The organism is Flavobacterium sp. Leaf82 (assembly GCF_001422725.1).
Lineage (GTDB): Bacteria > Bacteroidota > Bacteroidia > Flavobacteriales > Flavobacteriaceae > Flavobacterium.
On sequence record NZ_LMMA01000035.1, the window covers coordinates 164205 to 181821 of the forward strand.

The window sequence follows — 17617 nt, forward strand, 5'->3', positions numbered from 1 at the left end:
TAATCATTAGAATCTGTGGCAAAAAAAAATCATTAATATATTGAGCTTAATTTTTCTTAATTTCTTAATGGTAAAAAAAGAAAATTTTACTGGTAAATACAATAAAATAATATGAGTAAAGTAGTTGCATTCGGCGAAATTATGCTGCGTTTATCAACAGAAAGACACTTACGTTTTTCGCAATCTACAGCATTTGGTGCTACGTATGGAGGCGGAGAATTTAACGTATGTGTTTCTTTAGCAAATTATGGTTTAGATGCTGAATTTGTTACCAGATTACCGGAGAATGAAATTGGTTTTTCTGCATTAAGAGAAATCCGAAAAATGAATGTAGAATCCAAAAGCATTGTTTACGGAGGAGAACGTTTAGGAATTTATTTTCTGGAAACTGGCGCAGGAACACGAGGAAGTAATGTTGTGTATGATCGTGCACATAGTTCGATGGCAACGATTCAAAAAGGTACAATTAACTGGGAAAAAGTATTAGAAGGTGCAACTTGGTTTCATTGGAGCGGAATTACGCCGGCTATTTCTCAAAGTGCTGCCGAAGCCTGTTTAGAAGCTATTAAAGCAGCTCATAAACTGGGAATTACAATTTCATGTGATTTAAATTACAGATCAAAATTGTGGCAATATGGTAAAACTCCAAGCGATGTTATGCCGGAAATGTTATCGTACAGCAATGTTATTTTAGGAGATATCGACACCGCTTATTTTATGTTAGGAATTGCGAAAGTGAATCCGAATTATCAGGATGAAAAATCGCTTCCAACATTATATACAAAATTGTTTGATTTGATTCCGAATTTAAAAACGGTAGCAACAACTTTACGTTATTCTGTAAGTGCATCGCACCAAAGAATTGGAGGTATTTTATTTGACGGAAAAGCGATTTATCAGGCAGCTGTAAAAGAAGTTACTCCGGTCGTAGATCGAGTAGGAAGTGGTGATGCATTTATGGGAGGATTAATTTACGGTTTACAGCAATACGAAAATAATAACCAGAGAGCACTTGATTTTGCAGTTGCAGCTTGTTGTTTAAAACATACAATTGCAGGAGATTATAATCTGGTTACTTTAAAAGAAGTTGAAAATATGATTGATGGTGATGGTTCTGCATTAGTATCAAGATAATTTATATAAAATGGCAAAATATTCAAGAATTGAAGTGGCATTACAAATGAAAGAAAACGGTATGGTTCCGTTGTTTTTTCATTCAGATTTAGAAATTAGTAAAAAGGTGTTAAAAGCTTGTTACGATGGTGGTTCCAGATTAATGGAGTTTACAAGCAGAGGTGATTTTGCCCATGAAGTTTTTGGTGCATTAAACAAATATGCTCTGGCAGAATTACCCGGAATGATGTTGGGTGTAGGTTCTATTACAGATGCTGCCGCGGCTTCATTATACATGAGTTTAGGAGCTAATTTTATTGTAACTCCTGTTTTTAGAGAAGATATTGCAATAGCTTGTAATCGTCGTAAAGTACTGTGGTCACCAGGTTGCGGAACTCTTACAGAGATTGCAAGAGCAGAAGAATTAGGATGCGAGATTGTGAAATTATTTCCTGCAGATATTTATGGACCCGAATTTATAAAAGCAATAAAAGGTCCTTGCCCGTGGACGAATATCATGCCAACAGGAGGTGTTTATCCAACGGTAGAAAGTCTGACTTCATGGATCAATGCAGGTGCAACTTGTGTAGGTATTGGTTCACAGTTAATCTCTAAGGATATACTGGACAATCAGGATTTTGAAGGTTTAAAAACGAAAGTAAGTCAGGTTCTTGACATTATAAAAAATATTAGAAATAAATAAGGAGTAATCATGCCAATTCCTTATTTAAGATTGCGTTTTTTTTAGATTTTAGAAATTGTAATTGAGCATTACGCTTGCAAAATTAAACTTGTCATTCCTCACAGCAAGATTTATTTTCCTCACACAAGTGTAATGTTTCTTTTACAAGTTTAAAAAAGTTTCAAAAGGAAGAATAAGGTTTTTAATGTGATTATTTAGAACACTTTAAAGAAAATTTAAAATGAAAAAATTAAATAGAATAAATACAGGATTAGAAAAGTTACAGCCAATTAAGGTAGTTCAGTTTGGAGAAGGTAACTTTTTAAGAGCTTTTGTTGATTATGCTTTTCACAAACTAAATAAAGAAGTTGATTTTAATGCCGGTATTGCAATAGTTCAGCCTTTAAAAGATGGTATGGTAAACCTGATTAATGAACAGGACGGTCTTTATACTTTGTTTATGAACGGAATTAAAAAAGGCGAGAAAATACAAGATATTGAGTTAATTACTAATATTGTAAAAACGATAAACCCATATACTGAATTTGCAAATTATTTGGCTTTAGCAAAAGAAGAAGAACTTCAGTTTATTGTTTCTAATACTACTGAAGCTGGAATTGAATTCATTGAAAGTGATACTCCGGACATGCAGCCGCCAGTGTCATTTCCTGCAAAGCTGACGGTTTTATTATATGAAAGATTTAAACATTTTAATGGAGATGCTTCTAAAGCGGTAACAATCATTCCTTGTGAATTGATTGATTATAACTCAGAGACGCTAAAAAAATATATTTTGCAATATTGCGATACATGGAAGTTAGAAGATGCATTTAAAACTTGGGTATCAGATGCTTGTACATATCACAGTACTTTGGTTGACAGAATTGTTCCTGGATATCCAAGAGCAGAAATTGAAGAATACAATAATAAATTAGATTATCAGGATAATTTAATTGTTGCTGCTGAACCTTTTTTCCTTTGGGCTATTGAAGGTGGAGACGCTTTAAAAGCAAAATTGCCTTTTCATAAAACACATTTGAATGTAAAAATCGTTGATGATATTCGTCCTTTCAAAATGATTAAAGTTCGTATTTTAAACGGTGCGCACACGGCAATGGTTCCTTTTTCACTTTTGTTTGGTAACAAATTAGTGATGGAAACGGTTAACGGAGATTTTACCGGAAAATTTGTAAATAGCGTTATTAGTGAAATTAGTGAAACGCTGGATATGGACAAAAATGAAATTACAGCCTATACTGAAGAGGTAATGGATCGATTTAAAAATCCATTTATTAAACATGCACTTGCTGATATTGCATTAAATTCTGTCTCAAAATTCAAAGTAAGGGTTTTACCTAGTTTACTGGGATATTATAATGCTAACAAAAAATTGCCTGTTAATTTGACTTTTTCATTAGCGAGTTTAATTCGTTTCTACAAAGGAACATGGAATGGTCAGAGTTTACCGGTAAAAGATGGTGAAGATATTGTTTCTTTCTTTGACGGACTTTGGAAATCTGATGATTATGAAAAAATAGCGAGACTTACTTTGCAAAATAAAAGTTTCTGGGATGAAGATTTAACGCTTATTCCGGGATTAACAAAAGCAATTACTGTCGCATTAGAAGAAATTGATGCAAATGGTATAGAAAATGGTTTCGCCAATTTTCAAAAACAAATAAATACAACAACACAGAAAGCTTAGTTATGGCAACGCAAAAAAAATTAATAAAAGTTCATCCTACTGATAATGTAGCAGTAGCTCTGGTAAATCTTTCGGCTGGTGAGGTGATTAACTTTGAAGGTGAAGATGTTACTGTTGAGACTGATGTAAAAATGAAGCATAAAATCGCAATGGTTCCTTTTAATGTAGGAGACAGGATTATTATGTATGGTGTTTTGGTAGGTAAAGCGAGTGCAAGAATCGAAAGAGGAGGATTGCTTTCTACATCAAACGTGAAACATGAAAGTGATAAGGTAACCGGTAAAACGGAAACTATTGGTTGGAATGCTCCAAATATTGACAAATGGAAAGACAGAACCTGGCAAGGATATCACAGAGAAGACGGACAAGTTGGAACTGAGAATGTTTGGTTGTTTTTTCCGTTAGTATTTTGTGAAAACAGAAATATCGAAATTTTAAAAGATATCTTCGAGAAAGAATTAATGAAGCCAAAAGAGAACGATTATCAGTTATTGCTTCGCTCTTTGGTAAAAACGGAAACTGGTGGTGCAGGAAATGAAGCAGCGTCTAATGATGCTAATTTATTCAATAATATCGAAGTAAAATTCATAACACATCAAGGTGGTTGCGGTGGTATTCGTCAGGATTCTCACAGTCTGGCTAAATTATTGGCGGGATATGTAAACAATCCTAACGTGGCTGGAGCAACTGTATTGAGTTTGGGATGTCAGAATTTACAAATCCAGATCTTTAAAGATGCACTGGATGCGATAAATCCAAACAGTAAAAAACCGGTATTGATTTACGATCAGCAACAAATAGGAACTATTGAAACCATGTTGAGCAGTGTTGTAAAAGATACTTTTGAAGCGATTAAAAAAGCAAACGAAATAAAAAGAGAACCAGCTCCATTATCTAAATTAAGAATTGGATTGGAATGTGGAGGATCTGATGGATTCTCAGGAATTTCTGCTAATCCAACATTGGGAGTGTTATCAGATCATTTAGTTGCTTTAGGAGGAACTACAATTCTTTCTGAATTTCCTGAATTATGTGGAGTAGAACAGGAATTAGTAAATCGTTGTGTAGATGATAAGGACGGAAAACGTTTCTTAGACTTAATGCAATGGTACGAAAAAACAGTTGTAGATGCAGGTTCAGGATTTGACATGAATCCTTCTCCGGGTAACATTAAAGACGGTTTGATCACAGATGCGATGAAATCTGCCGGTGCTGCTAAAAAAGGAGGTACTTCGCCAATTACAGGTGTTTTCGATTATGGAGAATATATTAATGAACCAGGTTTTACATTGCTTTGTACGCCAGGAAACGACGTTGAGTGTACAACTGCAATGGTAGGTTCCGGAGCAAATATGGTATTGTTTACAACAGGTTTAGGAACTCCAACAGGAAACCCTATTGCGCCTGTAGTAAAAATTTCATCAAATACACAGTTAGCGACTAAAATGTCTGATATTATTGATATTGATACTGGTGGAATTATCACCGGAGAAAAATCAATCGATGAAATGGCTGATGAAATGTTAGAATTCATTATAGAAGTTGCAAGTGGTACTATTAAAACTAAAGCAGCAATTTTAAACCAAAATGACTTTATTCCTTGGAAAAGAGGGGTTTCACTTTAAGATTTTTAATATAATATAAATGTAGAGACGCACAGTAGTGCGTCTTTTTTTATGTTTTTTTTTTTGCCACGAATTACACTAATTTGCACTAATTAATTATTGAGACGTAAACTATAAAGATTGGTTTAAGAATCGCTAATTATAAAAATTCGCGATAATTCGTGTAATTTGTGGCAAAAAATCATAAGCTTTACATGATGTTTTACTTTGGCTATCATACACAGCTTATATTTCCTTATATCACTTATATATTTTAAAATAAAAAAGACGCACTATTGCGCGTCTCTATGGTGAAAAATATATTGTAAAACTATGTTGTACTTCTTGAAGAGGATTTACGAATGTATAATTCCGGAGCAAGAACCACCTTTTTTTCGATTTTAATAGTGTCGGTTTTGTCTACTTGTTCCAGGAAAACGCGTGCAGACATTTTTCCCATTTCAAGCGGTGACTGATCTACAGAAGTTATTGATAATTCCATGAATTTAGTAAAAGGCTCATTACTAAAACCTGCAACACAAAAATCCTTTGGAATACTAATGTTTCTTTCTTTTAATTCCTGAATGGCACCCAAAGCAGCAAAATCACTCGAAGAAAATATAGCGTCAGGAGGAGTTTCGAGTTGTAATAAAATATCAACTGCTTCTTTACCGGCTTCTACCATACTTTTAACCGGAATCACGTATTCTTCCTTGAAAATCATTCCGTTGTCCAGTAAAGCTTGTTTGTAGCCTAAAAACCTGTTTTTGAAAATCTCAAGCGATTGATCTCCTGATAAATGCGCAATACATCTGCAACCTTCGTTGATCAGATGTTTTGTAGTAAGATATCCGCCTTTAAAGTCATTGATGGTTACAGAACTTACGCCGTCAATATGTTTGCTACGGTCAAAAAATATTAAAGGGACATTTTTTTCTAAAACATTCCTGAAAGCACCGTCATTTTCTGTGGTAACATCCGTGACTGACATTAATATTCCGTCAACTTGGGCATCTATTAAAGTATATAAATTCTCGTTTTCTCTTTTTGGGCTTTCATGAGTCTGGCAAATAATTACCTGATAGCCATGAGGATGAAGTTCTTCTTCAATTCCTCTAATGACAGATGCAAAGAAATTGCTGTCTATACGAGGAACAATAACCCCTATATTATTACTTCGGCCGCTTTTTAATGCTAAAGCAAGTTTGTTTTGCTTATAATTCATTGCAGCCGCAGTTTTAATAACCAACTCACGCGTGCTCTCTTTTATCTTAGGATTGTTGTTTAACGCTCTTGAAACCGTAGCAGCAGTGATATTTAATTTCTCAGCAATATCGTAAATGGTTATTTTTTCGCTCATTAATATAGGTTTTTCAATTAAATTCCAGACAAAAATACATTTTTTTTTATAACGTTACACAAATTGTTATCGATTACCATAATTTATAATTAAAACGTTTTCGGTTATACAATGATAATAAATTATATGTTTTTTTACATTAAGTGTAATTATAATTCCTAATAAAAATTAAATATATAATTTTTTTCTAAATAAATTTGGTGTGTAAGAACTTATTTTATACTTTCGTGTAATCGATTACATCTATGTATTGATTTGAATGCTAAACAATAAATTCTACACAAATGATTGTAAATAAAATTATAGCACTTAAAACTCTTTTCATTTCCAGCGCAGTTGCTATAATAGTTTCTTCATGTGGTACGCAAGCTTCAAAAGTTTCTGATTCTGATCCCTGGAAAAAAATGGAATCAATCATAAAAAGTATTCCTTTAACTCAATTTCCAGATAAAACATTTAATATTAATGACTTTGGTGCTGTAGCAGATGGAAAAACATCAAATACACTTGCTTTCGAAAAAGCGATTAAAGCATGTGTTCAAAATGGTGGAGGAAAAGTTTTAGTTCCTAATGGAAAATACCTTACTGGTCCAATACATTTAGAAAGCAATGTCAATTTGCACTTAGAAGATAAAGCAGAAATACTTTTTAGTATTAATCCAAAAGAGTATCCAATAGTTCATACTTCTTGGGAAGGAACGGAATTAATGAATTATTCTCCTCTTATATATGCTAAAAATAAGACCAATGTTGCCATAACCGGAAAAGGAACTTTAAATGGTCAGGCAGATAACACAAATTGGTGGATTTGGTCAGGAGGAAAAGATTACGGTTGGAAAAAAGGAATCCCGTCGCAAAATGACCCGCAAAATCGTGAAGTACTTGTTGATATGGCAGAGAAAAATGTTCCGGTTACTGAAAGGGTTTTTGGCGAAGGACGTTATTTACGCCCCAACTTTATAGAGTTTTTTGAATGTAATACTGTATTGGTAAAAGATATAACCGTAATAAATGCTCCGTTTTGGATATTGCATCCTATAAAAACAAGCAACATTATTATTGATGGTGTTACGGTAAACAGCCACGGACCAAATAATGATGGTTGTGATCCTGAATATTCACAAAATGTACTCATTAAAAACTGCACTTTTAATACAGGAGATGATTGCATAGCTATAAAATCAGGACGTGATGCAGATGGAAGAAGAGTCGCAATACCTAGTAAAAATATCATTGTTCAGGATTGTAAAATGATCGACGGTCATGGCGGAGTCGTGATGGGAAGTGAAATATCTGCGGGTGTCAATAAAGTTTTTGTAGAGAATTGTGTAATGGACAGTCCTAATCTGGATCGCGCTATTCGCATTAAAACAAATTCAAGAAGAGGCGGAGTCATAGAAGATGTATTCGTTAGAAATCTAAAAGTAGGAACAGTAAAAGAATGTGTGTTGCTGGTAACGATGTTTTATAATGTTTACGGCTCACAAACCGGAAATTTTATACCAACAGTAAGAAATATAAATCTGGAGAATGTTACGGTAAAAAACGGAGGTAAATACGGTGTTTGGGCAGAAGGTTACGAAGAATCTCCGGTAGAAAATATTACGCTTAAAAATATAGTAATAGAAAAAGTAGGCAAACCCTATTTATTAAAAAATGCAAAGAATGTGAATTTTATAAATACAACTGTGAATGAAAAAAAAGTAGAAACTTTTAAAAATTAAAACTATCAATTAACCAAACTATTAAAACCAAATTATGAACTTTAAACAATTATCAAAGAAAAAAATAAAATACAATTATGTATTTTTATTTTTCCTGAATTTCCTGTTGAGCTCCACAATTTATGCTCAGTCGACTACGATAGAAGGAAAAATTACCGATGCGGCAGGATTATCACTACCAGGTGTAAATGTCCAGGAAAAAGGAACTAAAAATGGTACCTCTACAGACTTTGAGGGAAGTTTTAAAATGAATGTAACAAACAATAAAGCTATTTTAATTATTAGCTATTTGGGCTTTCAAACGCAGGAAGTTAGTATTGCAGGAAAATCTAAAGTAAATGTTAGCCTTGCTGAGCAATCAAACTCACTAAACGAAGTTGTTGTCGTGGGTTATGGATCTGTGAAAAAAACAGATCTTACAGGTTCAGTAAGTACAATTAATGCTGCTACAATTACAGAAAGAAATACAACAAGTGCACTGGAAGCAATTCAGGGAAGCACACCGGGAGTCCAGATTTCATCAAGTTCAGGACGTTCTGGTGACGGATTTAAAGTAGTTATTAGAGGAAATAACTCTCTGATAGGATCTTCTCCTTTATATATTGTTGATGGTGTACCAACTGACGGAATTGACTTTTTGAATCCACAAGATATTGCGAGAATGGATGTCTTGAAAGATGCTTCTTCGGCTGCAATTTATGGTTCAAGAGGTGCTTCAGGAGTTATTATCGTAACGACTAAAAGTGGTATAAGTGCAAAATCAGGTATTAGTGTTACTTATGATACTTCATATGGAACTAAAACCGCTGCAAGATTACCAAAAATGATGTCAGGTGAAGAATGGTGGAAATTTCATCAGGTAGCTTATATGAGCGCTACACCGGCAACTCAAACTCCGGCACAATTAGCAACACTGGCAGGAAATCAAAGCCCTTTGTTAGTTTCAAGAGCTAATAGTGGTTATAACTATGATTGGTATGATGCAGTACTAAAATCAGGAATGACAGAGAATAATTATTTAAATATTTCCGGACGTTCAGACTCAGGTTTGAGTTATAATTTAGGTTTTGGTGTTCAGAGTGATAAAGGACTTATAGACAATGATTCGACGGATAAATATTCATTTAAAATAGGTTTAAATCATAAGATAAATGATAAGTTTTCTACAGGAGCAAATGTTACCATTGCGCGCCTTGATACACAATTAGGGAGTGATTTAGCCATGCAGGATGCCTTCAGGTTAAGTCCGCTTATGTCTCCTTGGGCTGTTGATGCTGCAGGAAATGAAAAAGTAGGTACTTTGTTTTTTCTGCCTGGAAAATTAACGTATCCTGATGGTTCCTGGGCAATTAATAAAACAAGTACAGTGAACCCGTTAGTTGAGATTGCAAATTCATCTCAAACAGAAAAAACATGGCAAACAGTAGGAAATGTTTATTTGCAATACCAACCTATCAAATGGCTTACATTTAAAACAACATTTGCTGCAGGAATCGAAAATACCGTTACAAGTACAGCTTATGGAGCACAAACAAATGCAGGAGTTACCTTAAATGGTAAAAACTCAGCATCTATTAAAAACTTCAATAACTTCAATTATACGTGGGATAATCAAATAGATTTAAAACACACGTTTAATGATGTACATGATTTTAGTGTATTATTATTGCAAAGTATCTATTCAAATGTTGATGAAACTTCTTATTTATATTCTAACAATCAGCCTTTTGATGTTGGATCAAACAATTTGGGTTCAGGAGTTCAGACAAGTTATAATTTGAGCTCAGGTTATGCAAAAAATACGTTGAGTTCATATGCAGTTCGTTTAAATTATACATTTAGAGACAAATATTTATTGACCGCATCAAATAGATGGGATGGTTCTTCAGTATTATCAGAAGATAATAAATGGCAAAACTTCCCATCAGTTGCTTTAGGATGGAAAATAAGTAAAGAATCATTTTTAGAAAATAATACTGTAATTTCTGATTTGAAACTTAGAGCGAGTTTAGGATATACAGGAAATGATAACGTAGCGCCTTATACTTCTCAGGCTTTATTAAACCAACAGACTTTTTATGCAAACGGAGCAAATGTGGTTTCTGGATGGCAGTCTGAAAATTTAGCAAACCAACAATTAACCTGGGAAAAAACAAGAGAACTTAACTTTGGTCTTGATTATGGATTCTTGAAAAACAGAATTTCGGGTAGTGTAGATGTTTACGACAGATTATCTGATAAGTTAATTTACAAACAACAATTACCATCTGAATCAGGTTGGAAAAACACGTTCTCAAATGTTGGTTCTGTTAGTAACAAAGGAGTAGAGGTTTTATTGACTACTAAAAATATTGTGTCTAAAAACGTAAATTGGGAAACCACATTTACATTTACTAAAAACGTAAATAAACTAGAGTCAATTTACAACCAGGATCAGGTAAGTGATATTGGTAATAAATTGATTTTAGGATCAGAATTAAACCCAAATTACAACTATGTTTATGATGGAGTTTGGCAGGAAAGCGAAGCAGCTCAGGCAGCATCTTACGGTATGGCTCCGGGTCAGGCAAGACCAAAAGATTTAAACGGAGATGGTAAATTTAATCAGGATGACAGAACTGTAATTGGTAATGCAAATCCGGAATGGCAGGGAAGTTTATATTCTAAATTAACAGTTGGTCAGTTTGATTTTAATTTCTCCGTGCTTACAAGTCAGGGACAAACGGTTTTGAGTACTTTTCATCAAAACTTTGCTGATGTAAGCGACAGAGGCCGTCAAAAATTGGCTATGGATTATTTTATTCCAACAAATGGTACAGGTATTCCCGCAAATGCAAATAATTCAAACCCAAGACCGGGACCAGTTGCAACTGGCGCGGGAGCGTACTGGACTTCATTATTTGGATATTACAGAGATGTATCTTACGTTAAAATTAAAAATATCTCCTTAGGATACACTTTCAATTCAGATTTACTTAAAAAATTGAAAATGAGTAATTTTAGAATTTACATAAATGTTCTTGACCCATTTGTATTTACAGATTTTGATGGATATGATCCGGAATGGGCCGGTTCTGCTTTTGGTGTAAACCGTCCGGCATCTGTTACTACGCAATTGGGATTAAGTGTTAAATTTTAATTAAGATATAAAATGAAAAAGATACTATTAATTTTAGGAATAATCATTACTGCTTTTAGTTCATGTAGTGACTATATTGAAGAAGAGAGCCTTTCTAACGTTCCCGCAGATGCTACTTACAAAACAGCATCAGGGTTTCAGTTATTGGTAAATTCAAACTATGCCTGGCTTAAAGGAATTTATGGAGGAAATCCATGGTTGTTTGAATCAGGAACAGATATGTATGCTGAAGGAAGAACCCCTGAACCAGCGGGCTTAAGCCAATATACGTTATTAATTCCGTCGTCAAGTAATGTTGATGAGTTGTATATTTCATGTTACCAACAAATTCAGTCCGTAAATAAAACATTATATTATTCGACTTTGACTGAGCAAACATCAAACTTAAATACGCTTGTTGGTGAAGCACGTTATTTAAGAGCCAATGCTTATTTTTTATTAGTTCAAACTTACGGTGGAGTTCCAATTGTATTGGATAATATTACTACTCCTGTTTTATCTTTTAAAAGAAATACAGCCGAGGAAGTTTACGCACAAATTATTACAGATTTAGATGCTTCGTTGGCATCTGTAGGAACTGCGGCGTATGCTACATCAGGAAAAGTAAATAAAAGAGCTGTAAACGATTTGTTGGCAAAAGTTTATTTAACAAGAGGTTATGAAACTTTTGGTACTCCGGCTGATTTTACAAAAGCAGCAGCATATGCCGATGCAGCAATTGCAGGACAAGCTTTAAATATTGCTTTTAATCAATTATTTGTTACGACTGCAACCAGTGATAACGATTTGAATGCAGAAACCATTTTCTCTGTTCAATATGATAAAAATTCTACAAGCACAAGTCCTACAACATTAGGAAATAACCAGTTTTATTATTTCAGTTCTTATTTAGGAGGAGCAGAAACAGGAGCTCCTCTAAGAAGCTACAATTTATGCCCAACTGATTATACATTAGGATTATATGAAAAAGGAGATAAAAGATGGGATGCTACTTTTATGACAGAAATTCTGGAAGAAACAGTAACTGTTGATGGTAAAGCAAAAACAACTCTATATTATCCTTATTATAGACCTACAAATGCAAGTGCGGTAAAAGTGAGACATTTTTATGAGCCAAAATGGTTCACACCAGCTGATAAAGCAGCATGGAACACTGCAAATGCTTCCAGAAAATCGGCCACATTTGTATATCATCCGTGGGGAGAATATTCTGCAGCACATACTTTAATCCAAAATCTGGATTGTTATACCATTCCGGTTAAGAAATTTGATGATGCAAATCCAACAACACCTTCTAGTACAGGTCCGGTAAGTACAAGAGACATTATTGTAGCCCGACTTGGAGAAACATATCTAGTAGCTGCAGAAGCATATTTAAAAGCAGGAAATCCGGCAACAGGTTTAGATCGTTTAAACGAAGTCAGAAGAAGAGCTGGAGTTGCAAATGCTACAGCTGCTCAATTCAATATTGATTATATTTTAGATGAAAGAGCCAGAGAACTGGTAGGAGAATATAAGCGTTGGTTCGATTTAAAACGTACCGGAACTTTAGTTGCCAGAGCTTCTGCATATAATTACAGAATTAAACCTGCTAATTTTGTGGGAGTAGATGGTAAACTTAAAATTTTAAGACCAATACCACAAACGGCATTAGATTTAAATCAAAATAAGGATTTCCCTCAGAATCCTGGTTATTAGTAATTTTAAAATTTTTGAGGCTTAGTTTTTTGAAGAAGTTAAAAAGGAGTTCGATCAGGAATCGGACTCCTTTCTTAACTAAATAAAATAGATGATTTTAATGCGAAAAGTTGTATTCCTTTTATTGTTGTTTTCATGTGTAGTTTCAGCGCAGCAATCGTATAGTGTAGATACATCATATACGGTAAAAAGCACGTACAATAAATTGATAAAAAAATATCCTGCGATCATAATTCCTGTTGTAAGTAAAAACAAGAATGTTGATGAAATTTATGATATTGTTTATTTTAAAGAAAAAGAAAGAACATTGCATATTGATGCTTTTATCAATAAAGCAAAAAAGCAAAATCCGGCTGTAGTTATGATTCACGGCGGCGGATGGCGATCCGGAAATAAAAACCAGATGAATCTTCTGGCTCATGAAATCGCTTCAAAAGGTTATTCTTGTTTTACAATAGAATACAGGTTATCGCTGGAGGCAAAATATCCAAACGGAGTTAACGACGTAAAAAATGCGATTAAATTTATAAAAGATAATGCAAAGAAATTCAAAGTAGATCCAGACAAAATTGCGGTTTTAGGATGTTCTTCGGGAGGTCAAATGGCAGCTTTGATTGGTACTACAAACGGAAATTCGGCTTTTGATGATCCTTTAAATAAAAGTAAATCATCATCAAAAGTAAATGCGATTATAAATGTAGATGGGGTTTTAGCATTCAGGCATCCGGAATCTTCAGAAGGAGAAATGGCATCGTTTTGGCTTGGAGGTTCTTATGAAGAAAAAACAGAAAATTGGAAACAGGCATCGGCACTAAATCACACCGATAAAAATACACCTCCAGTACTATTCATTAACAGCAGTATTCCAAGATTTCATGCAGGACGAGATGATATGATTGCGATTTTAAATCAAAATAAGATTTATAACGAAGTGCATACCATAGAAAATTCGCCACATTCTTTTTGGTTCTTTCAACCTTGGTTTAATGAAACGGTACAATATACCACACAATTTTTAGACAGAATATTTAAATAATTTACAATAAAAGATGAAAACGAAAATCACATTAGCAACCTTATTTTTAGTAGGTATTACAGCAGTAAATGCTCAAAAATACGATATAAAAACCGCTAAAACATATGCCGAAATATCTGCAAAAACAGACGGAAAATGGGAGGGACGTAAATACATTGGAGGAACGGTTTTTAAAAACGTTGACAGACTAAAACTGGCTCCGGAACATACAGATCATTCATTTGATATTCGTTACGAAGGTCCGGGTTGGGAAAGCAACCGAATTGGATATCGTTTATACTTAGACTGGAGAAATGCGATTGATATTTTTGGAAAGAAAACTTCAGCCAATATTTTGCCACTAGTAGGACAGGATAATTTTGATTCGTATCATAATATGAGCGATTGGGGAGCTGATATCCTTAAAGCCGGAAAAGGAATTGGGATTGGATCTATTGACCGTTATTTAAACAATGAAAAATTACATTTCCGTGAAGTTGATTCTACAATTGCAACTGTGGTTAATAAAACAAACGAATCTGGTGTAAAAGTGAATTATTACGGGTGGAAAACAGCTTCTGATAAAATCGATTTTACATCTGTATTGACCATCAAACCAGATCAGCTTTATACACAACATACGATTCAGGCATCAAAAGAAATTAAAGGAATTTGTACCGGAATTGTAAAACAAAAAAATACAGAAACCTTCAAAAAAGAAAGTAAAAATAAAAAATGGGCATATTTAGCTACTTACGGTGAACAATCATTAGTTCCGGATAAATTAGGAATGGCAATTTTTTATCAAACCAAAACAATCGAAAATCTTGCAGATACAGATTTGGATTATCTTTTGGTTTTTAAACCTACAAAAAAAGCAACTTCTTTCTACTTTTTAGGCGCATGGGAACAAGAACCAAACGGAATTAAATCTAAAGAAGAGTTTGTAAAATATTTAGACTCACAATTAGAAGTGCTGAATAAAAAGGGTAAAATGTAGTTAGAGGAGAGAGGAAAGAGAATAGAGAATAGATGCAAGAGAATAGATGCAAGATAAAAAAGTGAAAATCTGCTCGATCTGTGAGAGAAAAAAAGCCAAAGATCAAAAATAAAATGTATGTCTAAATCGTCTTTTAAGAATATCAATTTAATCGTTTTGCTACTGATTTTTAGCATTAAAACAATTGCGCAGACGAATGAAAATCCCATTCTGGCGGATAATATGAAATGGTCAGAAAGAACAGCTCTTACTATTTTGAATAAGTATCCAAAAGCATATCAGATTGACGGAACCGAGAAACCAAAATGGGATTATAAAATGGGATTGGTATTGTCTGCTTTCGAAAAATTATATCAAAAAACAAACGATAAAAAGTACTTCGATTACATCAAAGAATATGCAGATGAAATGATCGATACAGACGGAAATATCAAAAAATATGATATAAAAGAATACAATATTGATTGTGCAAATCCGGGAAAATTACTCTTTAATTTATATGATGCTACAAAAGACAATCGCTATCTAAAAGTAATACAACAATTAAGAGCTCAGCTTGAAACGCAACCCAGAACAGCAAGCGGTGGATTTTGGCACAAACAAATTTATCCCAATCAAATGTGGATTGATGGTTTGTTTATGGCTGAACCATTTTATACCCAATACACTGTAAAGTATGAAAATGGAAAAGCATTGGATGATATTGCCAAACAATTTAAATTGGTACAAAATCATCTTGTAGATAAAAAAACAGGTTTGGTTTATCAGGCTTGGGATGAAAGCAAAGAGATTGCGTGGGCAAATCCTGAAACGGGAAATTCACCAACAATCTGGGGACGCGGAATTGGCTGGTATATGATGGCATTGGTAGAAACGCTGGATTATTATCCAAAAAATCATCCAAAACAAAAAGAGTTAGTAGCATATTTAAATCAAATTGCGAAAAGTGCAGTTGAGCATAAAAGCCCTTCAGGTTTATGGTATCAGGTGGCAGATAAACCGGAATTAAAAGGCAATTATTTAGAATCTTCGGCATCAGCCATGATTATTTATAGTTTAGCAAAAGGCGCAGACAAAGGATATTTGGCTTCATCGTACAAAAAGATAGCCCAGAAATCATTCGATGCCTATCTAGAAGAGTTTGTTAAAAAAGACGATAAAGGACAAATTGTTATTTCGAATGTTTCGTCGAATGTTGGTCTGGGAGGAAAACCTTTCCGCGATGGTACAAATGATTATTACAGCAACAGTAAAACAAAATACAATAGTTCGCCGGCATTAGCAGCATTTTTATTAAGTGCAATCGAATTGAATAAATAACCGTTAAGCATTTTAAAATGATAAATTATAGAAACAAAGTTTATTCTGCTTCAATCCTTTTAATAGGACTGATTGTATTTTCGGTTGGAGAAATTAAAGCACAGGAATCTTCAAAGAAAGAAGTTGTAATTTCTAAAGATTTAAAATGGTCAGAAAGAATGGCACTTTCTATTATTAAACGAGCTCCAAAAGCCTGGCAAATAGATAATAACGAAAAACCAAAATGGGACTATAAACTTGGTTTGGTAACGATGTCATTTGAAGAGCTTTATAAAAAGACAAAAAATCCAGCCTATTTAAACTACGCAAAAGAATATGGCGAAACGGTTATAAATAGTTCAGGAGAAATTATGAACTATAAGCTGGAAGATTATAATATTGATAATGTAAATGCCGGTAAAATACTTTTTGATCTTTATAAAACAACAAAAGATAATAGGTATTTAATTGCGATGCAAACGCTAAGAAAGCAATTAGAAACGCATCCAAGAACAAACTCAGGCGGATTTTGGCATAAAAAAATCTATCCGTATCAAATGTGGCTTGATGGTTTGTATATGGGAGCTCCTTTTTACGCCCGTTACAGCACAGAATTTAATAAAGGAAAAGATTTTGATGATATAGCCAAGCAGTTTGAACAAATACAACTGCATACAATTGACAAAAAAACAGGCTTGCTTTTTCATGCCTGGGACGAAAGCAAACAAATGCCTTGGGCAAATAAGGAAACCGGAACTTCACCTAATTTTTGGTCAAGATCTATTGGCTGGTACATGATGGCATTGGTAGATGTATTGGATTATATGCCAAAAAATCATCCAAAAAGGAAAGAACTAATCCGCTATCTAAATGAAATTTCTACAGCTGTTGCAAAATTTCAGGATCCTTCGGGATTGTGGTATCAGGTAACAGATTCCGGAACCAAAGAAGGCAATTATCTCGAAGCATCAGGATCAGAAATGTTTGTGTATGCTTTTGCAAAAGGAGTAAAAAAAGGATATCTGCCATCCAGTTATAAAAAGCTTGCTGAAAAAGGATTTGAAGGCTTAATTAGTAAATTAGTGACCGTTGATGCTGACGGAGAAATTCATATTACACAAGTTTGTGCCAGCGCAGGATTAGGAGGAAATCCATATCGCGACGGATCTTATGAGTATTATATAAAAGAAAAAATAAAAGTAGACAATTCACACGGTTTAGGGCCTTTTATTCTGGCTGCACTTGAATTAGAAAAATAGTAAAATTTAAATATATTTT

General features: G+C 33.9%; 12 protein-coding genes. 11 read left to right on the plus strand and 1 reads right to left on the minus strand.

The genetic code is table 11. The features are described from left to right. Positions 1-111 precede the first annotated feature (111 nt). The 4 genes from ASF10_RS21815 to ASF10_RS21830 all read left to right on the plus strand — a co-directional run bounded on the left by ASF10_RS21815 (position 112) and on the right by ASF10_RS21830 (position 5125). Positions 112-1134 (plus strand): sugar kinase, encoded by a 1023-nt coding sequence (locus tag ASF10_RS21815; protein WP_056254191.1) that lies wholly within the window; start codon positions 112-114, stop codon positions 1132-1134. Between the two features lie 10 nt (positions 1135-1144). Beyond that, the gene (locus ASF10_RS21820; protein ID WP_056254192.1) at positions 1145-1816 is read left to right on the plus strand and encodes a bifunctional 4-hydroxy-2-oxoglutarate aldolase/2-dehydro-3-deoxy-phosphogluconate aldolase; all 672 of its coding nucleotides are present in this window, start codon (positions 1145-1147) and stop codon (positions 1814-1816) included. Between the two features lie 220 nt (positions 1817-2036). After that, positions 2037-3500, plus strand: a complete 1464-nt coding sequence (locus ASF10_RS21825; protein WP_056254196.1) for a tagaturonate reductase — start codon at positions 2037-2039, stop codon at positions 3498-3500. A gap of 2 nt (positions 3501-3502) precedes the next feature. Further along, positions 3503-5125 (plus strand): UxaA family hydrolase, encoded by a 1623-nt coding sequence (locus tag ASF10_RS21830; RefSeq protein ID WP_056254199.1) that lies wholly within the window; start codon positions 3503-3505, stop codon positions 5123-5125. A gap of 310 nt (positions 5126-5435) precedes the next feature. On the opposite strand, the gene ASF10_RS21835 is transcribed toward ASF10_RS21830, so the two are convergent. Further along, positions 5436-6464: a LacI family DNA-binding transcriptional regulator gene (locus tag ASF10_RS21835; protein WP_056254202.1), complete on the minus strand. Its 1029-nt coding sequence runs from the start codon at positions 6462-6464 to the stop codon at positions 5436-5438. Between the two features lie 284 nt (positions 6465-6748). Here ASF10_RS21835 and ASF10_RS21840 point away from each other — a divergent pair, with 284 nt between their 5' ends. The 7 genes from ASF10_RS21840 (at position 6749) to ASF10_RS21870 (ending at position 17598) form a co-directional block, all read left to right on the plus strand. Next, a complete protein-coding gene (locus tag ASF10_RS21840) occupies positions 6749-8188 on the plus strand; it encodes a glycoside hydrolase family 28 protein (RefSeq protein WP_056254205.1) in 1440 nt (479 codons plus the stop codon). A gap of 34 nt (positions 8189-8222) precedes the next feature. After that, positions 8223-11327: a SusC/RagA family TonB-linked outer membrane protein gene (locus tag ASF10_RS21845; protein WP_056254206.1), complete on the plus strand. Its 3105-nt coding sequence runs from the start codon at positions 8223-8225 to the stop codon at positions 11325-11327. Between the two features lie 12 nt (positions 11328-11339). After that, on the plus strand, positions 11340-13025 hold the full coding sequence (locus ASF10_RS21850) for a RagB/SusD family nutrient uptake outer membrane protein (protein WP_056254209.1): 1686 nt from the start codon (positions 11340-11342) through the stop codon (positions 13023-13025). Positions 13026-13125: 100 nt separating this feature from the next. Further along, positions 13126-14061: an alpha/beta hydrolase gene (locus ASF10_RS21855; protein WP_056254338.1), complete on the plus strand. Its 936-nt coding sequence runs from the start codon at positions 13126-13128 to the stop codon at positions 14059-14061. 13 nt (positions 14062-14074) lie between these two features. Then, positions 14075-15040 (plus strand): DUF4861 family protein, encoded by a 966-nt coding sequence (locus ASF10_RS21860; RefSeq protein ID WP_056254212.1) that lies wholly within the window; start codon positions 14075-14077, stop codon positions 15038-15040. Between the two features lie 117 nt (positions 15041-15157). Further along, positions 15158-16360, plus strand: coding sequence for a glycoside hydrolase family 105 protein (locus ASF10_RS21865; RefSeq protein ID WP_056254215.1), 1203 nt, complete (start codon positions 15158-15160; stop codon positions 16358-16360). A 17-nt stretch (positions 16361-16377) separates the two neighbouring features. Beyond that, positions 16378-17598 carry a glycoside hydrolase family 105 protein gene (locus ASF10_RS21870; RefSeq protein ID WP_056254219.1) on the plus strand — a complete coding sequence of 407 codons (1221 nt, stop codon included), beginning with the start codon at positions 16378-16380 and terminating at the stop codon, positions 17596-17598. Positions 17599-17617 lie beyond the last annotated feature (19 nt).

Bases quoted from the DNA above. Each gene is read 5' to 3' on its own strand.
- ASF10_RS21830 (WP_056254199.1), top strand. From the start codon at position 3,503: ATGGCAACGCAAAAAAAATTAATAAAAGTTCATCCTACTGATAATGTA.
- ASF10_RS21865 (WP_056254215.1), top strand. From the start codon at position 15,158: ATGTCTAAATCGTCTTTTAAGAATATCAATTTAATCGTTTTGCTACTG.
- ASF10_RS21825 (WP_056254196.1), top strand. From the start codon at position 2,037: ATGAAAAAATTAAATAGAATAAATACAGGATTAGAAAAGTTACAGCCA.
- ASF10_RS21850 (WP_056254209.1), top strand. From the start codon at position 11,340: ATGAAAAAGATACTATTAATTTTAGGAATAATCATTACTGCTTTTAGT.
- ASF10_RS21840 (WP_056254205.1), top strand. From the start codon at position 6,749: ATGATTGTAAATAAAATTATAGCACTTAAAACTCTTTTCATTTCCAGC.
- ASF10_RS21855 (WP_056254338.1), top strand. From the start codon at position 13,126: ATGCGAAAAGTTGTATTCCTTTTATTGTTGTTTTCATGTGTAGTTTCA.
- ASF10_RS21815 (WP_056254191.1), top strand. From the start codon at position 112: ATGAGTAAAGTAGTTGCATTCGGCGAAATTATGCTGCGTTTATCAACA.
- ASF10_RS21835 (WP_056254202.1), bottom strand. From the start codon at position 6,464: ATGAGCGAAAAAATAACCATTTACGATATTGCTGAGAAATTAAATATC.
- ASF10_RS21845 (WP_056254206.1), top strand. From the start codon at position 8,223: ATGAACTTTAAACAATTATCAAAGAAAAAAATAAAATACAATTATGTA.
- ASF10_RS21820 (WP_056254192.1), top strand. From the start codon at position 1,145: ATGGCAAAATATTCAAGAATTGAAGTGGCATTACAAATGAAAGAAAAC.
- ASF10_RS21860 (WP_056254212.1), top strand. From the start codon at position 14,075: ATGAAAACGAAAATCACATTAGCAACCTTATTTTTAGTAGGTATTACA.
- ASF10_RS21870 (WP_056254219.1), top strand. From the start codon at position 16,378: ATGATAAATTATAGAAACAAAGTTTATTCTGCTTCAATCCTTTTAATA.